This window comes from Hydrogenophaga sp. PBL-H3, from assembly GCF_010104355.1.
In the GTDB taxonomy this organism is placed as follows: domain Bacteria; phylum Pseudomonadota; class Gammaproteobacteria; order Burkholderiales; family Burkholderiaceae_C; genus Hydrogenophaga.
Map to the genome: position 1 here is coordinate 4,032,698 of NZ_CP044972.1, position 23,493 is coordinate 4,056,190.

Sequence of the window (23,493 nt, forward strand, 5' to 3'; positions counted from 1 at the left end):
ACATGCACCCCTAATGCATTGGCAGGGGTCACGGGTTCGTCATTCCATGTGCCTACCGTCCCGCCCACAGGGAGCAGGCCTATCTCGCGCAGATGAGTGGTCGCGAACCATGGAATCCAATGAACCTTCAGCTCGACACCCAGCTCATGCCCCAGTACCTGCCCGGCCACACCTCGCGAGAGGCGTGTTCGCGCGTCGAGATGGTGGCCGCCAGCGACCACAGCGTGATCGCCTTCACCCTGGGTGCGGAGCAGCACCTGACCGTCTGGCTGTCCACCGAGGAGGGTTTCGTCCGCTGGCTGCCGATCACCGTGTCGCTGGACGGCAGCAAGCCCGCCACCGTGATCGACTTCGACGTCATCGGCAACGTTGGACAGGGTCGCAACGACGGCACGATCGACCTCGCGTTGGTCACTGAGCAGCCCGACGGCGTGCGTGCGCTGTTCTACTGGCCCGCTATCTCCGCCGAAGCGAGCCCCGAGGCGTGGCGGTTGTTGTTCCCCTCGGCGAAGCCGCTGGACTTTCCCCACAGCCATCCACTCGCAGTGGTGCGGCTGGGCGTGATGCCTTTGGCGGTGCGACGACTGATCACCGGGTCCTGCACTACACCGTTGTCGTGGGAAATGTTTCGCGTGTCGACCGACAGCAGCGGACAGGTTTGCACCGGTCTTGATCCGCTTCCCCAGCCCGGCGGCAATCCCTTGGGTGGACCGAGCCGCTTCGTTCTGGCTGCGGCGGTGGGCACACGCATCGAAACGCCAACGCTGGAAGATGGCGCGATCATGGCCACGTTCCAGGAATCACAAGGCTGGTACTCGGTGAGTTTGATGCTGCCGCACAGCGCACCCCACGGGCGGCCCCTGTCATGGCCGGTGCGCGCCGTCGATTCGACCCTGTCCTGGCCCCCTGGCCTGTGTCATATCCAGACCGTGCTCGACACCGATCTGGGAGGCGCGTCATTCCTGTTCACCCAGGAAGGTGACGGTTACGGCAATGCCACCATCACCATGTTCGAGGTGCTGGACGGCCGCCGGGCAACCGGCCTGCCCTGCAGCGTTGCGGGTCTGCTCCCGGCCAGTGGCGCTGTCCGGGTGGTGCCGCTGGACCCCGCAGGGAACCAGATCGGGCGCCTGGAGCGGATGCGCCCCGATGGCCCCGGAGACAAGCCGGCTCAACTCGTGCTGACCAACGGCACCTCGCTGCGCGACCCGGCGGCTGCATCCGTCCCCCTGATCGACGATGTGGGCGCTTTCTGCGCCTGCCGCTGCGGCGTGGGGCGAGACGAACCAACGTCGCTGCACGTGTTGGTGGCGTACGCAGGCGGTGGACTGGAGTTGTTCACGCAGGACAGCCTGTCCGAACAGTGGACGCGCTTCCCCCTGACCGACGACAACCTGCTGGAAGGCTGGCATGCGGTCAGCAGCTACAGCACGCGTATCCTGGTGCGTGATGAGCGCGGTGCCCCTGCGGTGGGTTCAATCGTTGCACTGCGTCCCAAGACGCCCTGCTTCGCACTGATCAACGGCGTGGCGACCCACCTGACTCCCATGCTGGCCCATGTGGTCGCGGCCGATGGCGCGGGCGCGGTGAACCTGGTGCAACCGCTCAGCGCCCTGGGTGCGGCCATGATCGACGTGAGCCTGCTCGACAGCGGCCCGGTGCCCGACATCCCACCCGGCTCCGTGCTCAGCCGGGCGGCAAGCCACCGCTGGAGCAACACGCAGGCACATACCAGCCAGTCGCTCAACCCCATGACCAAGGTCACCGCCAGGCTGGCCCGCATCACCGGCGGCGCGGACATACGCGATGCCCGCGCGTCCGACGGCACCAAGCCCTTCGCCCATTTGCCGCTGGAGCATTGTGATGAAGCCAGCACAGCGCTGGCGCCGCTGTTGCGCGCATATGAAGCCACCCTCGCTGCCACCACCACCCCCGCCGCCGGCGCGACCATCCTCGCGCGCACACGGCTGAAGTGGTGTGGAAGGCGCGTCACCGTTGAGCACGCCGATTTCTCTACCCCTGAAGCCTTGGCGCCTGCCGGCTGGCTACCGCCGGTGGGCGACATGCTGAGCTACCTGTGGACACTGGTGAACGACACGGTGAGCACGGTGGTCACGGAACTGGAGTGGCTATCCAACGGACTGGCCAACCTGGTTCTGACCATCGGTGACCTGGTGTGGAAAGCCACGTTGTCCATTGCTTCGCAGGCTGTCGAACTGATCGACTGGGCGCTGCAGAAATCGCTGGGCATCTCGCTGGACGATCTGGTGAATTGGCTGGGTCAGGTGTTCGACTGGCCCATCATCCTGCGCACGCAAAAAACGCTGAAACACCTCGTCGGTCTTCACCGGAAGACCGCTGTTGACTGGATCAGAAATGAGGCTCCGCTGGCCATGGGCGACATGTTTGTGCATGTCCGCCAATGTCTGCAGACGCCAGCGCCGACGACACCTGAAAGCAGCCACTGCATCGACCGTCCCGGTGCCAGCGACATCGACGGCGTCTCCCCGGTCAAGCCAGCGGCGAACGGGCCGGACATGCTGTGGGGCAACACCCAACTGCTGCAGTTCAGCGGCGCGGCGTCGGTGGCAGACGGAAGCTTTCCCCTGTTCGACACACTCGTGAAAGCGGTGGAAGCCGCTGGTACAAGCCTGAAGCAGGACGCTGACTCACTGGCCGCCTGGGCCATCGGGCGAGACTTCTCCAACGCCAGTCCTGGCGAACTTGGCAAGGAGGTGCTGGCGCTGCTGGGCACTGCCCTGCTGGACACAACCGAGGCCTTTTCAGAGAAAGTGGTGCCTGGCATGGGCACGGCAGTGGACGAGCTGATGAACCAGGCAGACCAGCCGCTCTACCTCCCGGTGCTCAGCGCCCTCTACCGCGACTGGATCAACCCGGGCCAGGACCTCACCGTGCTGGACGCCATGACGCTGGTGGCCGCGATCGCCGGCCACATCGGCAGTGAACTCACCACGGGCACACCCCTCATACCCGAGGCAATATCGCAGCGGATCTTGAACGCCACCACGCTGGCCACCCTGCTCGACGGGGACGAACAGGGGCTCGGAGCGGCGCCCCGGATCGACACCTTGGTGTACGGCTACAGCACGCTGCTGTCCGGGTTGATGAAGTTTGGCTATTTCGGGCTGTGGGCAAACGAGAACTGGGGACCGCCCGCAGGCGCGACGCGCATCCGCGTGCGGGTGGCGCTGGACTGCGCATCGTGGCTGGTCAGCTTCGGTTGGGCCATCGAGATGCTCAGAAGAGCGCCTGCGGACCAGAAACAGCCCTACACCCTGGCGGTGGTCTTCCTGTTTCTGGGGCTGATCTTGCACCGCAGCAAGGACGCAGTGGACTTCCACTATGCGGGCAGCAGCAGTCCGCTGTGGGCACAGTTCAAGACCTTCTTCGGAATGCTCGAGGCAGTGGCCGGCGGCACGATGCTGATGGGCATCGCCATCTGGCAGACCGCCAGCACCTTCGAGTCCTTGGCCACGCCGCCGGACACCGACCCCGACCACTGGCTCGCACTCAAGGTGCTGCCATCGATCCAGGCCCTGTCGAACGCGACCTACTACGCACTGTCGTTCGAACGGCTCCTGCCGGAAACGCCGGTCAAGGAAACCCTCAAGGTGGTTCGCACAGCCACCAATCTGGCCCGGTCGCTGTGCCCGATCGCGGCAGGATTCATGATCAATGACTGCGCCAGCAAGGGCTGGCGAGTGCCCGGTCTTGTGTCGGACTGAAGCGATCGGGTCCAGGGTCAGGGTGACAGCCGCTGCATCGACCCTCCCAGCCCGGCCCGCTCCAGCCACACGAAGACCGAGTCCACCGTCACCGTCTCGATGCGGTCGGCAAAACGTTTTTCGTTGGGGTGGTCGTCAAACGCGATGTGGGCCGAGCTCACACGTGCACCCAGCCGGGTGAGCGCGCCCAGTTGCAGCGTGGTGGGCTGGTAGCCCTTGAAGCGCAGCCAGGCCTGGGCCTGCTCGCGGCTGCCCACACCCGGCTCGGCGGCAGCGGCCAGTGTTTCCAGTGCCCACTGATTGGACTGCTGGTAGCGCGTGGCCCAGGGGTAGCTCAGCATGTTGTAGGCCCGGGTGTTCAGGGCGGTGCTGCGTGACGGGTCGGTGAGCAGGGCATGCAGCGGCGCCTGCAGCGCGGGCGTGGGCACCATCCAGGCCGCTTCAAAGCGCCAGAGATCATCGAGAAAGAACTCGCCCAGTCCCTGGCGGTACAGCGCGCCCTCGGCGGAGCCGCAGCTGTTGAGTTTGTGCAGCACGCGCCAGGGACCCTCGGCTGTTTTGTAGGCCCAGCCCAGGTGCGAATAGCGCAGCTGGTATTTGCTCAGGTCTTGCCCGGCGCGGGCCAGCACCACCACCCGAGCGCCGCTGCGGGCATGCTCGGCGTCCAGCGCCTGCGAGGTGCGCAGCGCCAGGTTCATGCCCTGCTCGATGGCGCGCGCCGTCAGGGGTGTGGCTTCGCAGGAGCGGCCGGCGTGTGCGGCGGGTGGCACCAGCAGCGCCCAGACGGCGGCGAGCACCGCCAGCCAGAGTCTCAGAAAAGGGTGTGTCATGCTCGGCTCCTCAGTACGTGATGCGTTCGTTGTGCAACAGCGCACGGCCCAGCTCGTTGGGGATGAAGGCCAGCACCTCGCCAGCGGCCGAGAGCAGCACACCGGTGCCGATCACGCTGACCACCACCACCGTGCCCACCCCCATGGAGACCGCTGAAGCCGCACGGCCCGAGACCTGCACGCTGGCACGCGCGCCGTCCGACACCCGCTCCACCACATAGACCGTGCCGCTGGCCGTGATCTCCACCGCCCTGACCACCAGCGTGGCGCCGGCCACGGACAACGCCACCGGCACCACGCTCACCGCCGCAGCGCCAACCGACGCAGCCCCCACCACCGAGGCCACCGGCAAGGCCGACAGCGCCACCGACACCTCGCTCTGCGCGCGGGCCGGACTGGCCGACAGGGCGAGCGACAGCGCAGCCACCGCGGTGATCGAGCGCCAGGAAAATTGGACCGATTTCATGTTCAAGCTCCTTGAAAAAGTGATGAGGAAATGCTTCATTCGACAGCGGCGGCACGCTCGCCCAGCGCCTGCTGGCGGCCCGCCATCTCGCCGCGCACGCGGGCCTCGGTCAGGTCGGCTTCAAAGCGGTCGCGCAGGGTCTTGGCCAGCGTGAAGGCCGAGGTCACGAGGTACAACCAGCTCACACCCAGGTAGGCGCGGTAGGTGTCGTTGATCTCCATGCGCAACAGGCCCCAACCGGTCAGGCCCATGGCCACGGCAAAGCCGCCCCACACCACCAGGCGCCACATCGGCGTCTCGGCCTCGCCCGACAGCGCGGCCTGGTGGCTGTCGCGCACGGCCTTGGAGAGCACGAACACGGTGGACAGGCAGAACACATAACCCATCACCATGAACGCCCGGTCCAGCGCCTGACCCGGCAGATACGCCAGCCCGGTCGCGCAAAGAAACACCGCAACACCAAACGAGGCCCAGACCTGGAGTTGCCAGGCGCGGGTGTCGCGCATCACGATGAGGGGGAATCGGTTCGAGGCCATGAAAAACCTTTGCGGTTGTTGGAGGTGGCGCGATGGTGGGGGCGCTCGCTGCCAACAGGGCGCGGGATTCTGATCTGGTTCACAAGAATCTTCTTTCAGGTACTATTTTTCGATACCCATTCAATCCTGCAAACCGATCCCGTCTTTGGTCTACTCGGCAGACAACTTTGCCGCCCGCCATGAATCTCACCGGCCTATGAAAAACATCCTGATGGGCGCCCTCTGGCTGCTGTTGTCCGCCGGCGCATCGGCGCAAGCGCTCTGGCAGGGCGTGCCCGTGGGCGCCACGCCGGCCGAGGTGCGGGCGCTGGTGCCTGAGGCGCAGGTCACGCCCATCGATCCGCTGTCACAACGCGACGGCGCGCTGCTGGAAATCCCGGCCTTTGAGCTCACCGGAGCACGCTTCAAGGTGTCGTTCGTGTTCAAGGCAGGCCAGCTGCAGCGCATCACGCTGCTGGCCGACGCGGGTTCGGCGGACGGGGCACGCGCGTTGGGCCAGCGCCTCACCACCTCGCTGCGCTCGCGCTACGGGCTGGAGATGAGCACCAAAAGCCGTGGCGCCACCTCGTCGCTGACCATCGACCGCCAGTGGTCGTTCCGGCGCACGAGCGTGCATTTGCAGGTGGTTGATGAAACGTTCGTGCGCCTGGACTACAGCGGCCAGGTGCCGCCCGGTACCGGCCGGCTGTGAGCACGCGCGGATGTCGCGGGCATGTAACCGGTTTCACAGATAATTGAAACCAAATTACACCCGGGCACCTTCAAGCCCGGCCATTCACCGACAGGAGACACATCCCATGCCCGTGCGCGCCACCAAGATCGTTGCCACCCTCGGCCCTGCTTCCAGCGACCCGGCTTTGCTCGAAGCCATGATCCGTGCGGGCGTGAACGTGGTCCGTCTCAACTTCTCCCACGGCACCGCGCAGGACCACATCGACCGCGCCACGCTGGTGCGCGCCGCCGCCCAGCGCGCCGGGCGCGAGGTCGGCATCATGGCCGACCTGCAGGGTCCCAAGATCCGCGTGGGCAAGTTCGTCGAGGGCAAGGTGGAACTGGTTCCCGGTGAAAAATTCGTGCTCGACGCCTCGCGCACCGAGCTGGGCAACCTGGAAGGCGTGGGCCTGGACTACAAGGAACTGCCGCGCGACGTGAAGGCCGGCGACACCCTGCTGCTCAACGACGGCCTGATCGTGCTGACCATCGACAAGGTGGTGGGCCCGGCCGTGCACACCACGGTGAAGCTGGGCGGCGAGCTCTCCAACAACAAGGGCATCAACAAGCAGGGCGGCGGCCTCACCGCGCCGGCGCTGACCGCCAAGGACATGGACGACATCAAGACCGCCATGGGTCTGATGGCCGACTACGTGGCGGTGAGTTTTCCGAAGAATGCGACCGACATGGAGCTGGCCCGCCAGCTGTGCAACGTGGCCGGTGCGGCCACTGGCCACAAGCCCGCGCTGATCGCCAAGATCGAGCGCGCCGAGGCCATCCCCGAGCTGGCCAACATCCTGAAGGTGTCCGACGGCATCATGGTGGCGCGCGGTGACCTGGCGGTGGAGGTGGGCAACGCAGCGGTGCCCGGCCTGCAGAAACACATGATCAAAATGGCGCGCGAGATGGACAAGGTGGTGATCACCGCCACCCAGATGATGGAGTCGATGATCGTCAACCCGGTGCCCACGCGCGCCGAGGTGAGCGACGTGGCCAACGCGGTGCTCGACGGCACCGACGCCGTGATGCTGAGCGCCGAGACGGCCGCTGGCAAGTACCCGCTGGAGACGGTGAAGGAAATGGCCAACATCTGCCAGGAAGCCGAAAAGGCCGAGTACAGCGAGCTCGGCGCCGACTTCCAGGGCAAGACCTTCAAGCGCATCGACCAGTCGATCGCCATGGGCGCGCTGTTCACCGCGCACCACCTCGGCGCCAAGGCCATCGTGGCGCTGACCGACTCCGGCTCGACCGCCCTGTGGATGAGCCGCCACAACGTGCGCATGCCGATCTACGCCGTCACCTCCAACCTCTCGACCCAGCGCCGCATGACGCTCTACCGCAACGTGCGCCCGCTGCTGATGGACACCAGCGCCGACCGCGACACCGCGCTGGCCGACGCCGAGGCCCACCTCAAGAAGCGCGGCATCGTGCACAGCGGCGACGTGTACGCCATCACCGTGGGCGAGCCCATGGGCCAGCCCGGCGGCACGAACACCCTGAAAATCTGCCGCGCCAGTTGAATCTGCGAGCGCAACGGCTGCGTACCCTTGGGATGACTTTTCCGCAACCCGTTCCTCCATCGCCACCAGCCCGCCGCCGCTGGCTCACCCTGCTGGGCCTGGCGCCTTTGCTGCAGGCCTGTTCGCCGCTGCGGCTGATCAACGCCACGGTGCCTTCAGACACCCACACGGTGTTGCGCGACGAGGCCTACGGCAATGCCGAGCGCCAGCGCATGGACGTGTACCTGCCGGTGGACAAAACGCCCGACGCGCCGATGGCCGTGTTTTTCTACGGCGGCAGCTGGAGCAGCGGCGAGCGCGCCGACTACAAATTCGTGGGCGAGGCGTTGGCTTCGCGCGGCATCGTCACCGTGATCGCCGACTACCGCCTGAGCCCCGAGGTGCGCTACCCGGTGTTCCTGCAGGACTGCGCGCAGGCGGTGCGCTGGGCGCGCGACAACGCGCAGCGCCTGGGTGCCTCGCGCTCGCGCCTGTTCGTGAGCGGCCACAGCGCGGGCGCTTACAACGCGGCCATGCTCGCGCTCGACGCGCGCTGGCTGGCCGAGGTGGCCATGCAGCCGGCCGAGCTCGCCGGCTGGGCCGGGTTGGCCGGCCCCTACGACTTCCTGCCGATCGGCATTCCCGAGGTGCAGCGCGCCTTCAACTGGCCCGACACGCCCGCCAACTCGCAGCCGCTCTTCCATGCACCGGCGGGCACAGGCCTGAAGCACCGCGTGCTGCTCCTGGCCGCCAAAAGCGACTCGCTGGTCAACCCGCAGCGCAACACACTGGCCATGGCGCAGGCGCTGCAGCAGCGCGGAACCCCGGTGGAACTGGAGCTGTTCGACCGCGTCAACCACGTCACGCTGATCGGCGCGATGGCCCCGCCGCTGCGCGGTCTGGCGCCCGTGCTGGAACGCTTCAGCGGATTCCTGAACCGACCTGGCGCGACCTGAAGGCGCCGAGCCAGCCCGCAGCGCCCGCCATGCATTGCCGGGCGACCAGCGCGCAAGACACACCGAGCGCCAGGCCCATGGCCACGTCGGAGACGAAGTGAACGCCCAGGAAGACGCGGCTCCAGGCGATGGCCAGGGTCACGCACCCCGCCAACAGGATCCAGACCCGGAGATGGCGGCGGGCATGGAACAGCAGGCCGGCCGACCAGGCCGCCGACACGGTGGCGTGATAACTGGGAAACGCAGGCGTGACGGCGTGCGGTATCCACTGGTGACCCAGCCCCAGGGTGAACGGGCGCGGCATGTCGAACACCCCTTTGAGACCACGCACCGCCAGCCAGGCCAGCGCCATGGCCAGCGCGGCGCCCATCACCTGTCTGCGCGCCTGCTGCCCCGCCAGCGCGAGGGGCGCCAGCGCCAGCAAGGCCACGGTGGGCAAGACCTCGGAACACCAGCGGGCCAGGGCAATCAGGCCGGGCGGCGTGGCAGGGGTTGCGTTGATCCAGAGGAACAACGCGTTGTCGATGGAGGTCATGGGCACACCCTTTCTGCCCTGCACTGTGGTGCGCCTTCATTACGCCCACATGAAGGCACCGACCCGGGTGTGCGGACTAAAATCCACAGTTACCGACCGGTTACCAACTGATTTAAGGGATTCTCATGGCGCTCGTTTCCATGCGCGAACTGCTCGACCACGCCGCCATTCACGGCTACGGCATTCCAGCGTTCAACGTCAACAACCTCGAACAGGTGCAGGCCGTCATGGCTGCGGCGCACGAAGCCGGCGCACCGGTGATCCTGCAGGCCAGCGCCGGTGCACGCAAATACGCGGGCGAGCCCTTCATCAAGCACCTGATCCAGGCGGCCGTGGAGTCCTACCCCCACATCCCGCTGGTGATGCACCAGGACCACGGCCAGAACCCGGACGTGTGCCGCGGCGCGATCGACCTGGGTTTCAGCTCGGTGATGATGGACGGCAGCCTGGAAGGCGACGGCAAGACGATTGCCAGCTACGAGTACAACGTGGACGTGACCCGCAAGGTGGTCGACATGGCCCACAAGCTGGGCGTCACTGTTGAAGGTGAACTGGGTTGCCTGGGCAGCCTGGAGACCATGCAGGGTGACAAGGAAGACGGCCACGGCACCGACGCGGTGATGACGCGCGAGCAGCTGCTGACCGACCCCGAGCAGGCGGCCGACTTTGTGAAGCGCACCCAGCTCGACGCCCTGGCGATTGCCATCGGCACCAGCCACGGCGCCTACAAGTTCACCCGCAAGCCCACCGGCGACATCCTGGCGATCGACCGCATCCAGGAAATCAACCGCCGCCTGCCCAACACCCACCTGGTGATGCACGGCTCCAGCTCCGTGCCGCAAGACCTGCTGGCGGTGATCAACCAGTACGGCGGCAAGATCAAGGAAACCTACGGCGTGCCGGTCGAAGAGATCCAGAAAGCGATCAAATTCGGCGTGCGCAAGATCAACATCGACACCGACATCCGCCTGGCCATGACGGCCGCGGTGCGCAAGTTCCTGGCGGAGAACCCCGAGAAGTTCGACGCCCGCGAATGGCTCAAGCCCGCGCGCGAAGCCGCCAAGGCGATCTGCAAGCAGCGCTATATCGAGTTCGGCTGCGAAGGCCAGGCCGGCAAGATCAAGGGCGAGAGCCTGCAGGTGGTGGCCGCCAAATACGCCAAGGGCGAACTCGCCCAGGTCGTGCACTGACAGGTCTCGGCTCGACCCGCCTTCAAAACGCCACCCTCGCGGTGGCGTTTTTCATTCAATCCTCCCAACCCGCCGCCTGGATCGCGGCCACGATCTCGCGCCCCGTTTTCACCAGCGCGGAGCCAAAGTCGTCGTGCAGCAAAGCCCCTTGCAGCCGCGAGGCCGGGCCGCCCACGGTGAGCGCCAGCGGCTCGCGGCCATCGCCCAGGTCCAGGCCCACGCCGATGGCCGCGATCTCGCTCTCCCACTCCGACTCGGACACCGCGTAGCCGCGTTCGGCCCAATCGATTTCAGCGCGCTTGAGCCCGGCCTCGCGCTCGGGCCAGCGCTCGGGGTCTTGCGCCTGCAGGCGCCGCGCCACCACCGCCTGCATGCCCGGCGAGGCCGCACACCAGATCGCGCGGCCCATGGCGGTCTCGGCAAACGGCAGGCGCGTGCCCACGTCCAGCCCGAGGATGAGGCGCGCCGTGCTGCGGCAGTGCGCCACATAGACCACCGAGGTGTCGTGCCGCACCCCCAGCGAAATGGCGGCCTGGGTGTGCTCGGCCAGCGTTTCCATGAACGGCCGCGCGATGCGCCCGACCTCGAAGTTGGACAACACACTGAAGCCCAGCGACAGCACCGCCGGGCTCAGCGCGTACTCCCCGGTGGCCGCGCGGTGGCGCAGGTAACCCAGGCTGGTGAGCGTGAAGGTCAGGCGCGAGACGGTGGCCTGCGGCAGGCCGGTGCGCCGCGCCAGTTCCTGGTGCGCCAGCCAGCGGTCGGCCGGGCTGAAGCAGCGCAGCACGGTCAGGCCGCGTGCCAGCGCGGTGACGAAACGGCGGTCGTCGGCCGGGTCCGCTTCGGTGAGCGGGGTGGATGGCGTGTGGCGATGGCGCCCCATGGTTGCGCTCCTTTTTCTGCAGACCGGAATATGCAGCGCGCTTACTGCAACCGATATTCCGCAGGTCGGAATTTTGGAGCGATTTTGGAAGATCTCCCATGCTCGCTTTCCCTGATCGGCATTTACACAGCCATGACCACAGCCGTATATTGCTGGCGCGTCATCTGTTTTCCGCTTGGCGGAATGATGAAGCCCGCAACACACCGCCCGCATGACGTCCCCCCACCCGGCCCACTGGCCACCAGGCCTGCCGCAGCACCTCACGCTGCCGCAGACGCACGTCTTCTACAACCTGGAGGTGTCGGCCCGACGCTACCCCGACAAACCCTTCATCGTGTTCTACGACTCGGTGCTGACCTTTGCTGCCTTCCTGCGCGAGACCGAGCACATCGCCGGCCACCTGCAGCAGGTCTGCGGCGTGCAGCCGGGCGACCGCGTGCTGCTGTGCATGCAGAACAGCCCTCAGTGGGCGCTGGCGTTTTACGCCATCCTGCGAGCGGGTGCGGTGGTGGTGCCGGTGAACCCGATGAACCGCACGGAGGAGCTTCGCCACTGCGTCAGCGACAGCGGCGCGCAGGTGGCCTTCGTGGCGCAAGACCTGCTGCCGCAGGTGCTCCCCTTGCTGACACCCGAAGGTGAGGGGCTGCGCCACGGGATCGTGGCCACCTACAGCGACCACCTGCGCACGCCCACCGACCTGCCGGTGCCCGACTTCGTGGCTGCGCCGCGCCAGCCGTTGACCGAACCCGGTCTGGTGGCCTGGTCCGACGCGATCACAGCTGAACGGAACCCCGGGCCGCTCACCACCGGCCCCGACGACCTCTGCGCCATGCCCTACACCTCGGGCACCACCGGCCTGCCCAAGGGCTGCATGCACACCCACCGCAGCGTGATGAGCACGCTGGTGGGCGGCGTGCGCTGGTTCGGCACCTCGACCGACGCGGTCTGCCTCTCGGTGCTGCCGTTCTTTCATGTCACCGGCCTCACGGGCAGCTTGAACGGACCGCTGTACGTGGGCGCGACCATCGTGGTGCTCGCGCGCTGGGACCGCGAAACCGCCGCCATCTGCATGCAGCGCTACCGCGTCACCATGTGGCAGGCGATCTCCACCATGGTGATCGACTTCCTTGCGCACCCGCAGTTGGAGCGTTTCGACCTGTCCAGCCTGTGCTGCGTGCGCGGCGGCGGTGCGGCCATGCCCGAGGCGCTGGCCGCGCGTCTCAAAGCCCTCACCGGCCAGGATTACATCGAGGGTTACGGCATGTCAGAAACCATGGCCGCCACCCACATCAACCCCACCCACCGACCCAAGCGCCAGTGCCTGGGCCTGCCGGTGTTCGACGTGGACGCGCGCGTGGTCGACCCCGACACCCTGGCCAGGCTGCCCGTTGGCGAAACCGGTGAGATCGTGGTGCACGGCCCGCAAATCATGCAGGGCTACTGGCGCAACCCGCAGGCCACGCAAGACGTGTTCGTCACCATCGACGGTCAACGCTTCCTGCGCACCGGCGACCTCGGCCACGTGGACGAAGACGGCTACTTCTTCATGACCGACCGCTTGAAACGCATGATCAACGCGAGCGGCTACAAGGTCTGGCCCGCCGAGGTGGAAGCGCTCATGTACCACCACCCCGCCATCCAGGAGGCCTGCGTGATCGGCGTGCGCGATGCGCGCCGCGGCGAGAGCGTCAAGGCCCTCGTGGTGCTGCGACCCGAACACCGCGGACAGGTGAGCGAGCAGGACGTGATCGACTGGGCGCACGGCCACATGGCCGCCTACAAAAGCCCGCGCGTCGTGGAATTCGTGGAGGCGCTGCCCCGCTCGGGCAGCGGCAAGGTGATGTGGCGCGAACTGCAGGAACAGCAGGCCGCACGCGACGCCACCCCCCCTCCCCCTTGAGCACCCGCGCGGCGCAATGCGCCGCAACCACCGCCCAACAGGCATTTCCCCGAAGGAGACAAGCATGAACAACACACCGTCCACACCCCTGTCCAGCCGCCGCGCGCTGCTGCTCGCCGCGGTCACCGCCACAGCCGCGGCCGGCGTCGCGCCCTGGAGCGTGGCCAACGCACAAGCCCAGGCCTACCCCAGCCGCCCGGTCACGCTCATCATCCCGTGGCCAGCCGGTGGCTCCACCGACCGCCACCTGCGCACCCTGGCCGAACTCGCCTCCAAGCACCTGGGGCAACCCATCGTGATCGAGAACAAGCCTGGTGCCGGCGGCACTCTTGGCCCGAGCACCATGGCGCAAACCGCCAAGCCCGACGGTTACACCATCGCCCAGTTCCCGCTGGGCATGCTGCGCATGCCGCACATGCAGAAGACCAACTGGAACCCGCTGACCGACTTCAGCTACATCATCGGCGTCTCGGGTTACACCTTCGGCCTCACGGTGAAGGCCGACTCGCCCTACAAGACCTTCAAGGACTATGTGGAGGCCGCGCGCAAGCAGCCCGGCACGATCAACTACGGCTCCACCGGCACCGGCAGCAGCCCGCACCTGCTCATGGAAGAGGTTGCTGACAACGCCAAGGTGCAGTTCATCCACGTGCCGTTCAAGGGCAACGCCGACCTGCAGTCCGCCCTGTTGGGTGGCCACGTGATGGCCCAGAGCGACGCCACCGGCTGGGACAAGTTCGTCGACAGCGGCGAGATGCGCTTGCTGGTGACCTTTGGCGAACAGCGCACCAAACGCTGGCCCGACGTGCCCACCGCGCAGGACCTGGGTTACAACGTGGTGTCGACCTCGCCCTACGGCCTGGTGGGCCCCAAGGGCATGGACCCGGCCATCATGAAGACGCTGCACGACGCATTCAAGAAGGCCATGGACGAACCCAAGCACCAGGAGGTGCTGGCCCAGCTCAACCAGGCCATGTGGTACCGCAACGGTGACGAGTACCGGCAATGGGCAGCCACGACCTACGCCAAGGACAAGACGCTGATCGAGCGCCTGGGACTGGCCGCGAAATAAGGCGCCACCCACGGGGTTCTCAACTTGCGATAATCCCCCGGAATGGTTCAAAGCCCGTTGGCTGTTCAACGGGCTTTTTTCTTGTCCTGCTTTTCCCCCGATCCGATCATGACCTCTGCCCTGCACACCTCGGCCCTCACCTCCCTGCCCCTGCTGGCGCGCGGCAAGGTGCGCGACAACTACGCCGTGGGCGACGACCGCATCCTGATGGTGGCCAGCGACCGCATCAGCGCCTTCGACGTGATCATGGGCGAGCCGATTCCCGGCAAGGGCGAGCTGCTCACCAAGCTCTCGCTGTTCTGGTTCGACAAGCTCGGCCCCAAGGGCCTGAACATCTGCCCGATCCACCTCACGGGTGACGCGCCCGAGAGCGTGGTGTCTGCAGCCGAGGCGCCGCAGGTCATCGGCCGGTCGATGCTGGTGCAGCGCCTCAAACCCATCCCGGTCGAAGCCGTGGTGCGCGGGTACCTCGCCGGCAGCGGCTGGAAGGAATACCAGGACAACCAGGCGGTGTGTGGCGTGAAACTGCCCGCCGGTTTGCAAAACGCCTCAAAACTGCCCGAGCCGATCTACACGCCTGCGGCCAAGGCCGAGATGGGCGAGCACGACGAGAACATCACGTTTGAACAAACCGTGGCCATGATCGGCCCCGAACTCGCCGCGCAGATCCGCGACGTGTCGATCGCGCTCTACAAAGCCGCGGCCGAGATGGCGCTCCAGAAGGGCATCATCATTGCCGACACCAAGTTCGAGTTCGGCCTGGACAAGGCCGGGAAACTGGTGCTCATGGACGAGGTGCTCACACCCGACAGCTCGCGCTACTGGCCGGCCGAGAGTTATGTGGTGGGCCAGAACCCGCCGAGCTACGACAAGCAGTTCCTGCGCGACTGGCTGGAAACCGCGCAGGTGGGCGGCAAGCCCTGGGACAAGACACCGCCAGCGCCGCGCCTGCCCAAAGAGGTGATCGAGAAGACGGCCGCGAAATACCAGGAAGCCTTGACCCGCTTGATGGGCTGAACCCGCGCCCATTCGGGCTGGGCTAACCCCTATTCGGGCTGAGCTTGTCGAAGCCCTTCCACGCCACCGTGCGCGGGTGAGCCCTTCGACAGGCTCAGGGCGAACGGAGAGAGGGGAGCCTGGGACGAACGGGGTTGCCTCAGCTCAAGACAACTGAAGAAAGGCGGCGCCGGTACGTCGCCACCGTCGGGTCTTGCGGCGGGACTTGGCCTTCGGCCACCTTCGCTTTGGGTGGCTCGATGATGTCGAGGATCGCAATGAAGGTCTTGCGTGCCAGGTCTTCGCTCCAGGCCTTGTCGCGCATCAAAATCTCCAGCAGTTCGTCCATGGCGGGCACCCACTGGCTGTGCGCCATGAGCAACTGGGCGAGTGCAAAGCGCGATGCAAAGTCGCGTTTGTTGGTGGCAATGGCGGCCTGCAACTCGGCAGCGCGGGCCTGCGGGTCGGCCACCTCGGCCTGCGCGTCGCGCGCGGCCATCCAGCGCTGCAGCGAATCGAGCCGGCGCACGCCAGCGGCCTTGGCGATCACGGGCGCAAACGCCACCTTGGCGTCGTCGTCCAGGCCCAGCTCCAGCAGGAGCTTGATCAGATCGAAGCGCGCATCGTCGTTGTTCGGGTCGGTTTTCACGGCCTCCTGCAGCTTCTCCAGCGCACCTTCCAGGTCGCCTTCGGCGATGGCGTCCTGCGCCGCCTCTTCATCAGCCACCGCTTCCAGCTCGTTGGCGGCGGGCAGGTGCTTGTCGAGGAATTCCTTGATCTGGCCTTCGGGCAGTGCGCCCATGAAACCGTCGACCGGCTGGCCGTTCATGAGCAACACGCAGGTGGGGATGCTGCGGATACCGAAGGCGGCGGCGAGTTGCTGCTCCTGGTCGGAGTCGATCTTGACCAGCTTGAAGCGCCCGGCGTAGGCGGCCTCGACTTTCTCCAGCAGCGGGCCGATCACCTTGCACGGGCCGCACCAGGGGGCCCAGAAGTCGACCAGCACGGGCGTGTGGTGCGAAGCTTCGATGACCTCGGCTTCAAAATTGGCGATGGTGACGTTGATCATGGGGAGGGTCTGAAGGGGAAGCGGTGCGAGGCGGCTGGCGCCATGAGGGTGAACCGTAAAATCGACACTTTACCGGAGAGCGCCATGCCTGTTCATGCGCGCCACCGGGCACCGCCCCTTCAGGGCGCATCGGCCAAAGGCACAACATGAACCCCATCCAGGTGGGCGTGGTCATGGGCTCCAGCAGCGACTGGGACACCATGCAGCACGCCGTGCAGATCCTGCAGGATTTCGGCATTTCCTTCGACGCCCGCGTGGTCTCGGCACACCGCATGCCCGATGACATGTTCACCTACGCCGAGAGCGCGGCCGGCCGAGGCATGAAATGCATCATTGCCGGCGCCGGCGGCGCGGCGCACCTGCCGGGCATGCTGGCCGCCAAGACAGTGGTGCCCGTGCTCGGCGTTCCGGTGGCCAGCAAACACCTCAGCGGTGTGGACTCGCTGCACAGCATCGTGCAGATGCCCAAGGGCGTGCCGGTGGCCACCTTCGCCATCGGCGCGGCGGGCGCGGCCAACGCAGCGCTGTTTGCCGTGGCCATGCTCGCCAACGAAGACCCTGCGCTGCGCGAGAAGCTCGAAGCCTTTCGCGCCCAGCAGACCGCCGCCGCTCGCGGCATGACCCTTCCTCTGTGACACCACCCCCATGAGCCTCAAGACCATTCTTCCCGGCAGCACCTCGCCCACCGGCCAGCAGATCACGCTCGGCGTCATGGGCGGCGGCCAGCTCGGGCGCATGTTCGTGCAGGCCGCCCAGGCCATGGGCTACTTCACCGCCGTGCTCGACCCGGATCCCGCCAGCCCGGCCGGCCTCATCAGCCATTTCCACATCCAGACGCCCTATGACGACGAGCAGGGCCTGGCTCAGCTGATGCAGCGATGCGAGGCCATCACCACCGAGTTTGAAAACGTGCCGGCACCCGCGCTGGTCACGCTCGGCGCGCACCGCCCGGTGGCGCCCTCGGCCGCCTGCGTGGCGGTGGCGCAAGACCGCATCAAGGAGAAGGCGCACTTTGTGCAGTGCGCGCCGGTCAGTGGCGTGTTCCCCGCGCCCTACGCCGCCATCACCACCGACGAACTCCTGGCCGCCGTGCCGGCGGATCTTCTGCCAGGGATATTGAAGACTTCGCGCCTGGGCTACGACGGCAAGGGGCAGGTGCGCGTGAGCACCCGCGAAGAACTCGCCGCGGCCTGGGACAGCCTGAAAAAAGTGCCGTGCGTGCTGGAAAAGCGCATGCCGCTGCGCGGCGAATGCTCGGTGATCGTGGCGCGCGGTGCCGACGGCCACACCGTGAGCTTTCCGGTGCAGAAGAACACGCACCACGACGGCATCCTGGCCATCACCGAGGTGTACGAGGGCGCTCTGGACGCCACCCTGGCCGCACGCGCGCAAGCCAGCACGACAGCACTGGCCCAGCACCTCAACTACGTGGGCGTGCTGTGCGTGGAGTACTTCCTGGTCGACACGGCCGACGGTGGCGTGGACCTGATCGTCAACGAAATGGCGCCGCGCCCGCACAACAGCGGCCACTACACGCAGAACGCCTGCGACATTTCTCAGTTTGAAGCGCAGGTGCGCACGCTGGCCGGCCTGCCGCTGCCCACGCCGCGCCAGCACAGCCCGGCCATCATGGTCAACCTGCTGGGCGACCTCTGGTTTGCGCCCAACGCCCTGCGCGCCACCGTCAGTGAACGCGGTGCGTCGCCACCCTGGGCGCAGGTGCTGGCCCTGCCCGGCACCCACCTGCATCTCTACGGCAAGCTCAGCGCCCGCCCCGGCCGCAAGATGGGTCACCTCAACATCACCGCGCCCACCGTCGCGCAGGTGCGCGAGACCGCGGCCGAAGTCTTGCGCCTGCTGGGCTTGCCGCCGCTGGACGCCTGACCCACCCATGCCCTTGCTGCTGAGTGCCGACGACGCATCTGCCGTGGAACACGCGGCAGAGCGCCTGGCTGCGGGCTCGCTGGTGGGCATGCCGACCGAGACCGTGTATGGCCTGGCGGCAGACGCCGACAACGCCACCGCGGTGCACCGCATCTTCGAGGCCAAAGGCCGCCCGGCCGACCATCCGCTGATCGTGCATCTGGCCCCCGGCACCGGCGCACAAGGCTGGCGCACCGGGGTTGACCACTATGCGCGCGACGTGCCCGCCTTTGCGGTTGCGCTCATGAACGCCTTCTGGCCTGGCCCGCTCACGCTCATCCTGCCGCGCCGACAAGGTGTGGCCGCCGTGGCGGCGGGCGGTCAGGACTCGGTGGGCCTGCGCTGCCCGGCCCACCCGGTGGCACAAGCGCTGCTCACGGCCGCCGCCGCGCGCGGCGTGAGCGGCGTGGCCGCGCCCAGCGCCAACCGATTCGGCCGCGTGAGCCCGACCACCGCCGCCCACGTTTTTGAAGAATTCACCGCGCTGGCGGATGACGATCTGCTCATCCTCGACGGGGGTGCCTGCCCGGTGGGTATCGAGTCCACCATCGTCGACGCCACGCGCGCGCACCCGGTGCTGCTGCGCCCCGGCATGGTCACCACCGCGCAGATCGAGGCGGTGTGCCAGCAACCGCTGCGCGAGCGCGACGAGACCGCGCCGCGCGCCTCGGGCACGCTCGAATCGCACTACGCACCGCGCGCCAAGGTGCGGCTGATGGACGCCCAACCCTTGCAGACCGCGCTGGACTTGCTGGGATCGGATGCGAGGCACATCGCGGTGTACGCCCGCACACCGGTCAAGGCCGCGCGTGGCGTGACCGTGCGCCGCATGCCCCTGGATGCCGCTCGCAGCGCTCAGGAACTGTTTGCCGTGCTGCGCGAGCTGGATGCCACGGGTGCGCGCCTGATTTGGGTGGAAACGCCACCCGCCGACGCGGCCTGGGACGGCGTGCGCGACCGCCTGACGCGTGCCGCCGCCTGAGGACGGGAAACCTCAGTGGCGCCGTTTGCGCCCGTAGCGCAACTTCATCACCAGGATCGACAGGGCCAGCGCCAGCGTGATCGTGTTGGCCACCACCACCGGCCATGCCCCCAGGGTCAGGCCGTAGACCAGCCAGAGCGCCACGCCGAGCGTGAAAGCGCTGTACATGCCCAGGGAAATGCCGCTCACGTCGCGGGACTTGAAGGTGAGCCAGGCTTGCGGGATGAAGCTGGCCGTGGTGAGGAAAGCGGCGCAAAAGCCGATGAATTCGCCGAGTTGCATGGGCTCAATGATACGGACCGGGCCGGCATGCAGCTTCGGTGACGCGGCATTCAGTCGGGGAGTGACGCGGTCCACTCCACCAGTGCCTCCAGCGCCGGCCGGGCGGCGGGCGCGTTGGGGTGGTTCACGAAGCCCACCACCACGTAACGCGCGCCATTGACCGCGTTCACATAGCCGGCAATGCCCGTCACGTCCCTGAGCGTGCCGGTTTTGAGCAGCGCGTTACCGCGTGCAGCACTGCCAGGCGCGCGGGCCATGCGGGCGGCGGTGCCGTTCACGCCGGCGATCGACAGGGAACTGGCGAAGCGCTCGCCCTGCGGGTGGCGGCTGGCGTGGCGCAGCAGGTTGGCCAGGGCCTCGGGCGTGATGCGTTCTTCGCGCGACAGCCCCGAGCCGTTGTCCATCACCGGCACCGCGCTGCGGATGCCGAAGGTGCGCCTCCACCAGTTTTCGAGCACCTCGCGCGAACGCTCGAAACGCGCCGGGCGCATGGGCACGAGTCGGTCGGTCACGGAGCCCTGGGACATCACCGGCTGAGGCGCCGGCGTGGGTGTGAGTCGACCGAGCGTGAGGAACACCTGCTGGGCCATCACGTTGTTGCTCCACTGGTTCACGTCGGTGATGATGTCCGAGAGCGGCAACGACGGGGCTTCGTGCAACAGCGCCGCGCCCAGGGGGGTGACACCCGTTCGGGCATGGCCGGTGATGGCGCCGCCGCTGGCGCGCCACAGACCCTCCATGGCACGCGCCGCGTAGCTGGTCGGGTCCTGGTACGCCACGGGCCATTTGAGCTCACCACAACTCTGCGGGTAGCGGCCCTCGAAGCGGATGCTGTTGGCGTCGTCAAAACGCGCCTGCAGTCCGCCGCGCCAGTCACCGCAACCGGTGCCCACGCGCGCCAGCGGCACCGTGGCGTCGATCGCAAGCCCCGCCATGGGCGGCTCGCTGATCACGCGCGCCACGCCGTTGGCGCCGTCAGGCTGGAAGGTCAGCACGACCGACTTGAAATTGACCAGCAGCGCATCGGGCGTGGCGTTGTACGGACGCAGGGATTCGCCGTCGAAGGCACCCGGATCGGCAGCGGCGATCTCGAACGCGCTGTGGTCGAGCACGATGTCGCCCAGCACCACGCGCACACCCTTGTCCTGCAGCGCAAAGAAAGCGCCCTGGATGCGTTCGAGCACGAACTTCGGATCGCCGTCACCACGCACATACAGGTTGCCGCGCAGCACACCCTGGTCAATCGTGCCGTCGGTGTAGAAGCGGGTGTTCCAGGTGTAGTCGGCGCCCAGCAGGTCGATGGCGGCGTAGGTGGTCACCAGCTTCATCACCGAGGCCGGGTTCACCGGCACGCTGGCGCGAAAACGCAAGCGCTCTTCGGCCTTGCTGTCGACCGACACCACCAGCGCCGACAGCGCACCGGGCGGCACCTGCGCGCGCTTGAGGGCGGCCACCACGGTGGGCGGCAGGGCACCGTAGTCGCCCGGCAACTGGGCGCAGGCCGGCAGCGTCAGCAGGGCCGGGATCAACAGGGCGAACAGGGAGCGGGATAGAGACATGCATTTCATTATGAAACGCGACCCCCGGCCCCGGCGAGCGCCTGTGGGCCGGGGGACCACCGGCCAGACGGTCGGCACCCTGGCCGATAATCCTGCGATGCCCATTGCACCCCCGCCCTCCCTGCGCCTGTTGGCCATTGAAACCAGCACCGACGCGCTCTCTGTGGCTCTGGGTTCGGGTGAGCCCGGTGCGCCGCTGTGGCAGCGCAGCGGCCCCGGCGGCGCCCAGGCCTCGGGCTCGCTGCTGCCCATGGTGCGCAGCGTGCTGAACGATGCGGGCTGGTCGCTGGACACGCTGACAGCGGTGGTGTTCGGGCGCGGACCGGGCTCGTTCACCGGCTTGCGCACCGCCTGCTCGGTGGCTCAGGGCCTGGCCTACGGCGTGCAAGGCCTCACCCGCACGGCAGGCTTGCCAGTGCTGCCGGTGGACACGCTGCTGGCCCTGGCCGAGGAAGCCCGGCAAGCACTGGTGGACTCGGGGAAGGCGGTGCCGGGGGCGATCGTGGCGCTGCTCGATGCCCGCATGGGCGAGATCTACGTGGCGCCGTACGCCTGCCACGCCGCCGGCCCTGCAGGCCTGGTGCCGCTGGCACCACCCCGCCTGTGCACCCCGGCCGACCTGCAGGCCTACCTGCAAGACCTGGCCCCGGGCGAGCGGCTGCTCACCGGCAACGTGTTCGACTCGGCCGCGCTGGCCACACTGGCGGGCCAGCGCCTGCCAGCCCTGCCCTCGGCCACTGCGCTGCTGCGCCTGGCGCCAGGTCTGATCGCCGCAGGCCACACCGTTGCTGCGCAAGACGCATTGCCCCTGTATGTGCGGGACAAGGTGGCCCAGACCACGGCGGAGCGCGAACGCATCCGCCTGGCCACGGAGGCCCGCGCATGACCTCACCGACCCATGCCGACGCGGCGGTGAAAGCCGTGCTGCCCGCCTGGGCCAGCGGTCTCTGGCCCGCCCCCACCCAGCCACTGGTGAGATCTCGCACGGCATCCTGCCCCGAGCGGCAGATCGCGTTCGAACCGATGCTCGAATCCGACCTGGACGCGGTGCACGCCGTGGAATCGCAGGCCTACGCCCACCCCTGGTCGCGCCGGCACTTTCACGACTCGCTCAAGGCAGGCTACCCGGCCATCCTGCTGCTGTCCCAGCCCCTGCCGGGCGACATGGTGAGTCCACCGCGCGCCGATGGCCGTGTCTTGCTGGGCTATATGGTGGCCATGCCCGGTGTGGATGAAGTGCACCTGCTCAACATCACCGTGGCAACCACACACCAGCGTCAGGGCTGGGCGCGCTTCATGCTCGACGCGCTGGTCCTGTGTTCGCGCGGGCAAGGCGCGCAATGGCTGTGGCTGGAAGTGCGCAAGAGCAATGCACCCGCGCGCGCACTGTACGAACGCTACGGCTTTGCGCAGGTGGGCTTGCGCAAGGGCTATTACCCGGCGGGTCACTTCCAGCGCGAAGACGCGGTGGTGATGAGCCTCAATCTGGTCGCGTCGGCTGCGGTGGAGGCCCTCCGGTGAGCGAAGCGCCCGACACCTCGTTCGTGCCCGAACTCGATGCGCGCCAGCGCGCCATGCTGGCCGAAATGGGCGTGCGGGTGTGGGCGCCCAAAACGCAAGCGGTGACCCTGCAGAGCACGGCAACCCCGGCCGCTCCATCCATCGCGGCGTTGGCCACTCCACCGGCCGCGCCTGCGCCCGTCGCCCAACCCGCCGTCGCACGAACAACCCCGCCAGAAGCTGCAAGACCGGTCAGCCCTGTGGCCACGCTGGACTGGCCCGCCCTGCGCGAAGCCGTGGCCGGGTGCCAGGCCTGCGGTTTGTGCCAGGGCCGCACCAACACCGTGTTTGGCGTGGGCGACGAACACGCCGACTGGATGGTGGTGGGCGAAGCCCCGGGCGAGAACGAAGACCTGCGGGGCGAACCCTTCGTGGGTGCCGCCGGCCAGTTGCTCGACAACATGCTCAAGGCCGTGGGCCGCAGCCGCACCGGCACTGGCGCACAGGGCGCCTTCATTGCCAACGTGCTCAAGTGCCGCCCGCCCGCCAACCGCAACCCGCAGCCCGACGAAGTCGCCCGGTGCGAGCCGTACCTGGCGCGCCAGGTGGCGCTGGTGAAACCCAAGGTGATCGTGGCCATGGGCCGCTTCGCCGTGCAGGCCCTGCTCAAGACAAACGAGCCCATCGGCCGCCTTCGCGGGCAGATGCACCACTACGAAGGCGTGCCCGTGATCGTGACCTACCACCCGGCCTATTTGCTGCGCACGCCCACCGACAAGGGCAAGGCCTGGGCCGACCTGTGTCTGGCGATGGCGCAGTTGCCAGGCTGATCGGGGCCGCCCCAAGCCGGATCAGCCC

General features: G+C 67.5%; 22 protein-coding genes. 14 read left to right on the forward strand and 8 right to left on the reverse strand.

All coding sequences use genetic code 11. From position 1 onward, the window contains the following. The first annotated feature begins 119 nt into the window (after positions 1 to 119). Positions 120 to 3,746 carry a hypothetical protein gene (locus F9Z44_RS18860; RefSeq protein ID WP_159608230.1) on the forward strand — a complete coding sequence of 1,209 codons (3,627 nt, stop codon included), beginning with the start codon at positions 120 to 122 and terminating at the stop codon, positions 3,744 to 3,746. A 17-nt stretch (positions 3,747 to 3,763) separates the two neighbouring features. Here the strand turns inward: F9Z44_RS18860 and F9Z44_RS18865 are convergent, their stop codons facing one another. Genes F9Z44_RS18865 through F9Z44_RS18875 form a run of 3 tightly spaced genes read right to left on the reverse strand, consistent with a single transcriptional unit; the run spans position 3,764 to position 5,578 of the window. Further along, a complete protein-coding gene (locus F9Z44_RS18865) occupies positions 3,764 to 4,576 on the reverse strand; it encodes a DUF2145 domain-containing protein (RefSeq protein ID WP_159608231.1) in 813 nt (270 codons plus the stop codon). Between the two features lie 10 nt (positions 4,577 to 4,586). Further along, complete coding sequence (locus F9Z44_RS18870; RefSeq protein ID WP_159608232.1) at positions 4,587 to 5,042, reverse strand: hypothetical protein; 456 nt, start codon at positions 5,040 to 5,042, stop codon at positions 4,587 to 4,589. Positions 5,043 to 5,077: 35 nt separating this feature from the next. After that, positions 5,078 to 5,578, reverse strand: a complete 501-nt coding sequence (locus F9Z44_RS18875; RefSeq protein ID WP_159608233.1) for a YiaA/YiaB family inner membrane protein — start codon at positions 5,576 to 5,578, stop codon at positions 5,078 to 5,080. Positions 5,579 to 5,774: 196 nt separating this feature from the next. On the opposite strand from F9Z44_RS18875, the gene F9Z44_RS18880 reads away from it, so the two are divergent. The 3 genes from F9Z44_RS18880 to F9Z44_RS18890 all read left to right on the forward strand — a co-directional run bounded on the left by F9Z44_RS18880 (position 5,775) and on the right by F9Z44_RS18890 (position 8,744). Beyond that, positions 5,775 to 6,269, forward strand: a complete 495-nt coding sequence (locus F9Z44_RS18880) for a hypothetical protein (protein ID WP_159608234.1) — start codon at positions 5,775 to 5,777, stop codon at positions 6,267 to 6,269. A 106-nt stretch (positions 6,270 to 6,375) separates the two neighbouring features. Continuing rightward, complete coding sequence (gene pyk / locus F9Z44_RS18885) at positions 6,376 to 7,809, forward strand: pyruvate kinase (protein ID WP_159608235.1); 1,434 nt, start codon at positions 6,376 to 6,378, stop codon at positions 7,807 to 7,809. A 32-nt stretch (positions 7,810 to 7,841) separates the two neighbouring features. Then, positions 7,842 to 8,744 carry an alpha/beta hydrolase gene (locus tag F9Z44_RS18890; RefSeq protein ID WP_159608236.1) on the forward strand — a complete coding sequence of 301 codons (903 nt, stop codon included), beginning with the start codon at positions 7,842 to 7,844 and terminating at the stop codon, positions 8,742 to 8,744. Here F9Z44_RS18890 and F9Z44_RS18895 read toward each other — a convergent pair. Beyond that, positions 8,710 to 9,279 carry a phosphatase PAP2 family protein gene (locus tag F9Z44_RS18895; protein ID WP_159608237.1) on the reverse strand — a complete coding sequence of 190 codons (570 nt, stop codon included), beginning with the start codon at positions 9,277 to 9,279 and terminating at the stop codon, positions 8,710 to 8,712. The two genes, F9Z44_RS18890 and F9Z44_RS18895, sit on opposite strands and share 35 nt — an antisense overlap. Positions 9,280 to 9,404: 125 nt before the next feature. Between F9Z44_RS18895 and fba the strand changes: the two genes are divergently transcribed. After that, a complete protein-coding gene (gene fba / locus F9Z44_RS18900) occupies positions 9,405 to 10,469 on the forward strand; it encodes a class II fructose-bisphosphate aldolase (protein ID WP_159608238.1) in 1,065 nt (354 codons plus the stop codon). 55 nt (positions 10,470 to 10,524) lie between these two features. Here fba and F9Z44_RS18905 read toward each other — a convergent pair whose 3' ends face one another. Next, positions 10,525 to 11,352: an IclR family transcriptional regulator gene (locus F9Z44_RS18905; RefSeq protein ID WP_159608239.1), complete on the reverse strand. Its 828-nt coding sequence runs from the start codon at positions 11,350 to 11,352 to the stop codon at positions 10,525 to 10,527. A 211-nt stretch (positions 11,353 to 11,563) separates the two neighbouring features. On the opposite strand from F9Z44_RS18905, the gene F9Z44_RS18910 reads away from it, so the two are divergent. The 3 genes from F9Z44_RS18910 (at position 11,564) to F9Z44_RS18920 (ending at position 15,341) form a co-directional block, all read left to right on the forward strand. Then, positions 11,564 to 13,252, forward strand: coding sequence for a long-chain fatty acid--CoA ligase (locus F9Z44_RS18910; RefSeq protein WP_159608240.1), 1,689 nt, complete (start codon positions 11,564 to 11,566; stop codon positions 13,250 to 13,252). Positions 13,253 to 13,316: 64 nt separating this feature from the next. Then, complete coding sequence (locus F9Z44_RS18915; protein WP_159608241.1) at positions 13,317 to 14,324, forward strand: tripartite tricarboxylate transporter substrate binding protein; 1,008 nt, start codon at positions 13,317 to 13,319, stop codon at positions 14,322 to 14,324. A gap of 108 nt (positions 14,325 to 14,432) precedes the next feature. After that, positions 14,433 to 15,341, forward strand: coding sequence for a phosphoribosylaminoimidazolesuccinocarboxamide synthase (locus tag F9Z44_RS18920; protein WP_159608242.1), 909 nt, complete (start codon positions 14,433 to 14,435; stop codon positions 15,339 to 15,341). A gap of 139 nt (positions 15,342 to 15,480) precedes the next feature. Here the strand turns inward: F9Z44_RS18920 and trxA are convergent, their stop codons facing one another. Further along, positions 15,481 to 16,389 carry a thioredoxin gene (gene trxA / locus F9Z44_RS18925; protein WP_159608243.1) on the reverse strand — a complete coding sequence of 303 codons (909 nt, stop codon included), beginning with the start codon at positions 16,387 to 16,389 and terminating at the stop codon, positions 15,481 to 15,483. A gap of 146 nt (positions 16,390 to 16,535) precedes the next feature. On the opposite strand from trxA, the gene purE reads away from it, so the two are divergent. From purE to F9Z44_RS18940, 3 genes are read left to right on the forward strand one after another with little or no spacing between them, the layout of a single operon-like run. Next, entirely contained in the window at positions 16,536 to 17,024 is a 489-nt protein-coding gene (gene purE, locus F9Z44_RS18930; protein ID WP_159608244.1) for a 5-(carboxyamino)imidazole ribonucleotide mutase, read from the forward strand. Positions 17,025 to 17,034: 10 nt separating this feature from the next. Further along, on the forward strand, positions 17,035 to 18,273 hold the full coding sequence (locus F9Z44_RS18935) for a 5-(carboxyamino)imidazole ribonucleotide synthase (protein WP_159608245.1): 1,239 nt from the start codon (positions 17,035 to 17,037) through the stop codon (positions 18,271 to 18,273). Positions 18,274 to 18,286: 13 nt separating this feature from the next. Then, a complete protein-coding gene (locus tag F9Z44_RS18940; protein WP_442907296.1) occupies positions 18,287 to 19,294 on the forward strand; it encodes an L-threonylcarbamoyladenylate synthase in 1,008 nt (335 codons plus the stop codon). Between the two features lie 12 nt (positions 19,295 to 19,306). On the opposite strand, the gene F9Z44_RS18945 is transcribed toward F9Z44_RS18940, so the two are convergent. Both F9Z44_RS18945 and dacB read right to left on the reverse strand, forming a co-directional pair. Next, on the reverse strand, positions 19,307 to 19,576 hold the full coding sequence (locus tag F9Z44_RS18945; protein WP_159608247.1) for a SemiSWEET transporter: 270 nt from the start codon (positions 19,574 to 19,576) through the stop codon (positions 19,307 to 19,309). A 50-nt stretch (positions 19,577 to 19,626) separates the two neighbouring features. Next, entirely contained in the window at positions 19,627 to 21,135 is a 1,509-nt protein-coding gene (gene dacB, locus F9Z44_RS18950) for a D-alanyl-D-alanine carboxypeptidase/D-alanyl-D-alanine endopeptidase (protein WP_236574189.1), read from the reverse strand. Positions 21,136 to 21,256: 121 nt separating this feature from the next. Between dacB and tsaB the strand changes: the two genes are divergently transcribed. The 3 genes from tsaB to F9Z44_RS18965 all read left to right on the forward strand — a co-directional run bounded on the left by tsaB (position 21,257) and on the right by F9Z44_RS18965 (position 23,465). Further along, entirely contained in the window at positions 21,257 to 22,021 is a 765-nt protein-coding gene (tsaB, locus tag F9Z44_RS18955; protein WP_159608810.1) for a tRNA (adenosine(37)-N6)-threonylcarbamoyltransferase complex dimerization subunit type 1 TsaB, read from the forward strand. 137 nt (positions 22,022 to 22,158) lie between these two features. Further along, positions 22,159 to 22,656 (forward strand): ribosomal protein S18-alanine N-acetyltransferase, encoded by a 498-nt coding sequence (rimI, locus tag F9Z44_RS18960; RefSeq protein WP_236574397.1) that lies wholly within the window; start codon positions 22,159 to 22,161, stop codon positions 22,654 to 22,656. Positions 22,657 to 22,721: 65 nt separating this feature from the next. After that, positions 22,722 to 23,465 carry a uracil-DNA glycosylase gene (locus F9Z44_RS18965; RefSeq protein ID WP_442907297.1) on the forward strand — a complete coding sequence of 248 codons (744 nt, stop codon included), beginning with the start codon at positions 22,722 to 22,724 and terminating at the stop codon, positions 23,463 to 23,465. Positions 23,466 to 23,493 lie beyond the last annotated feature (28 nt).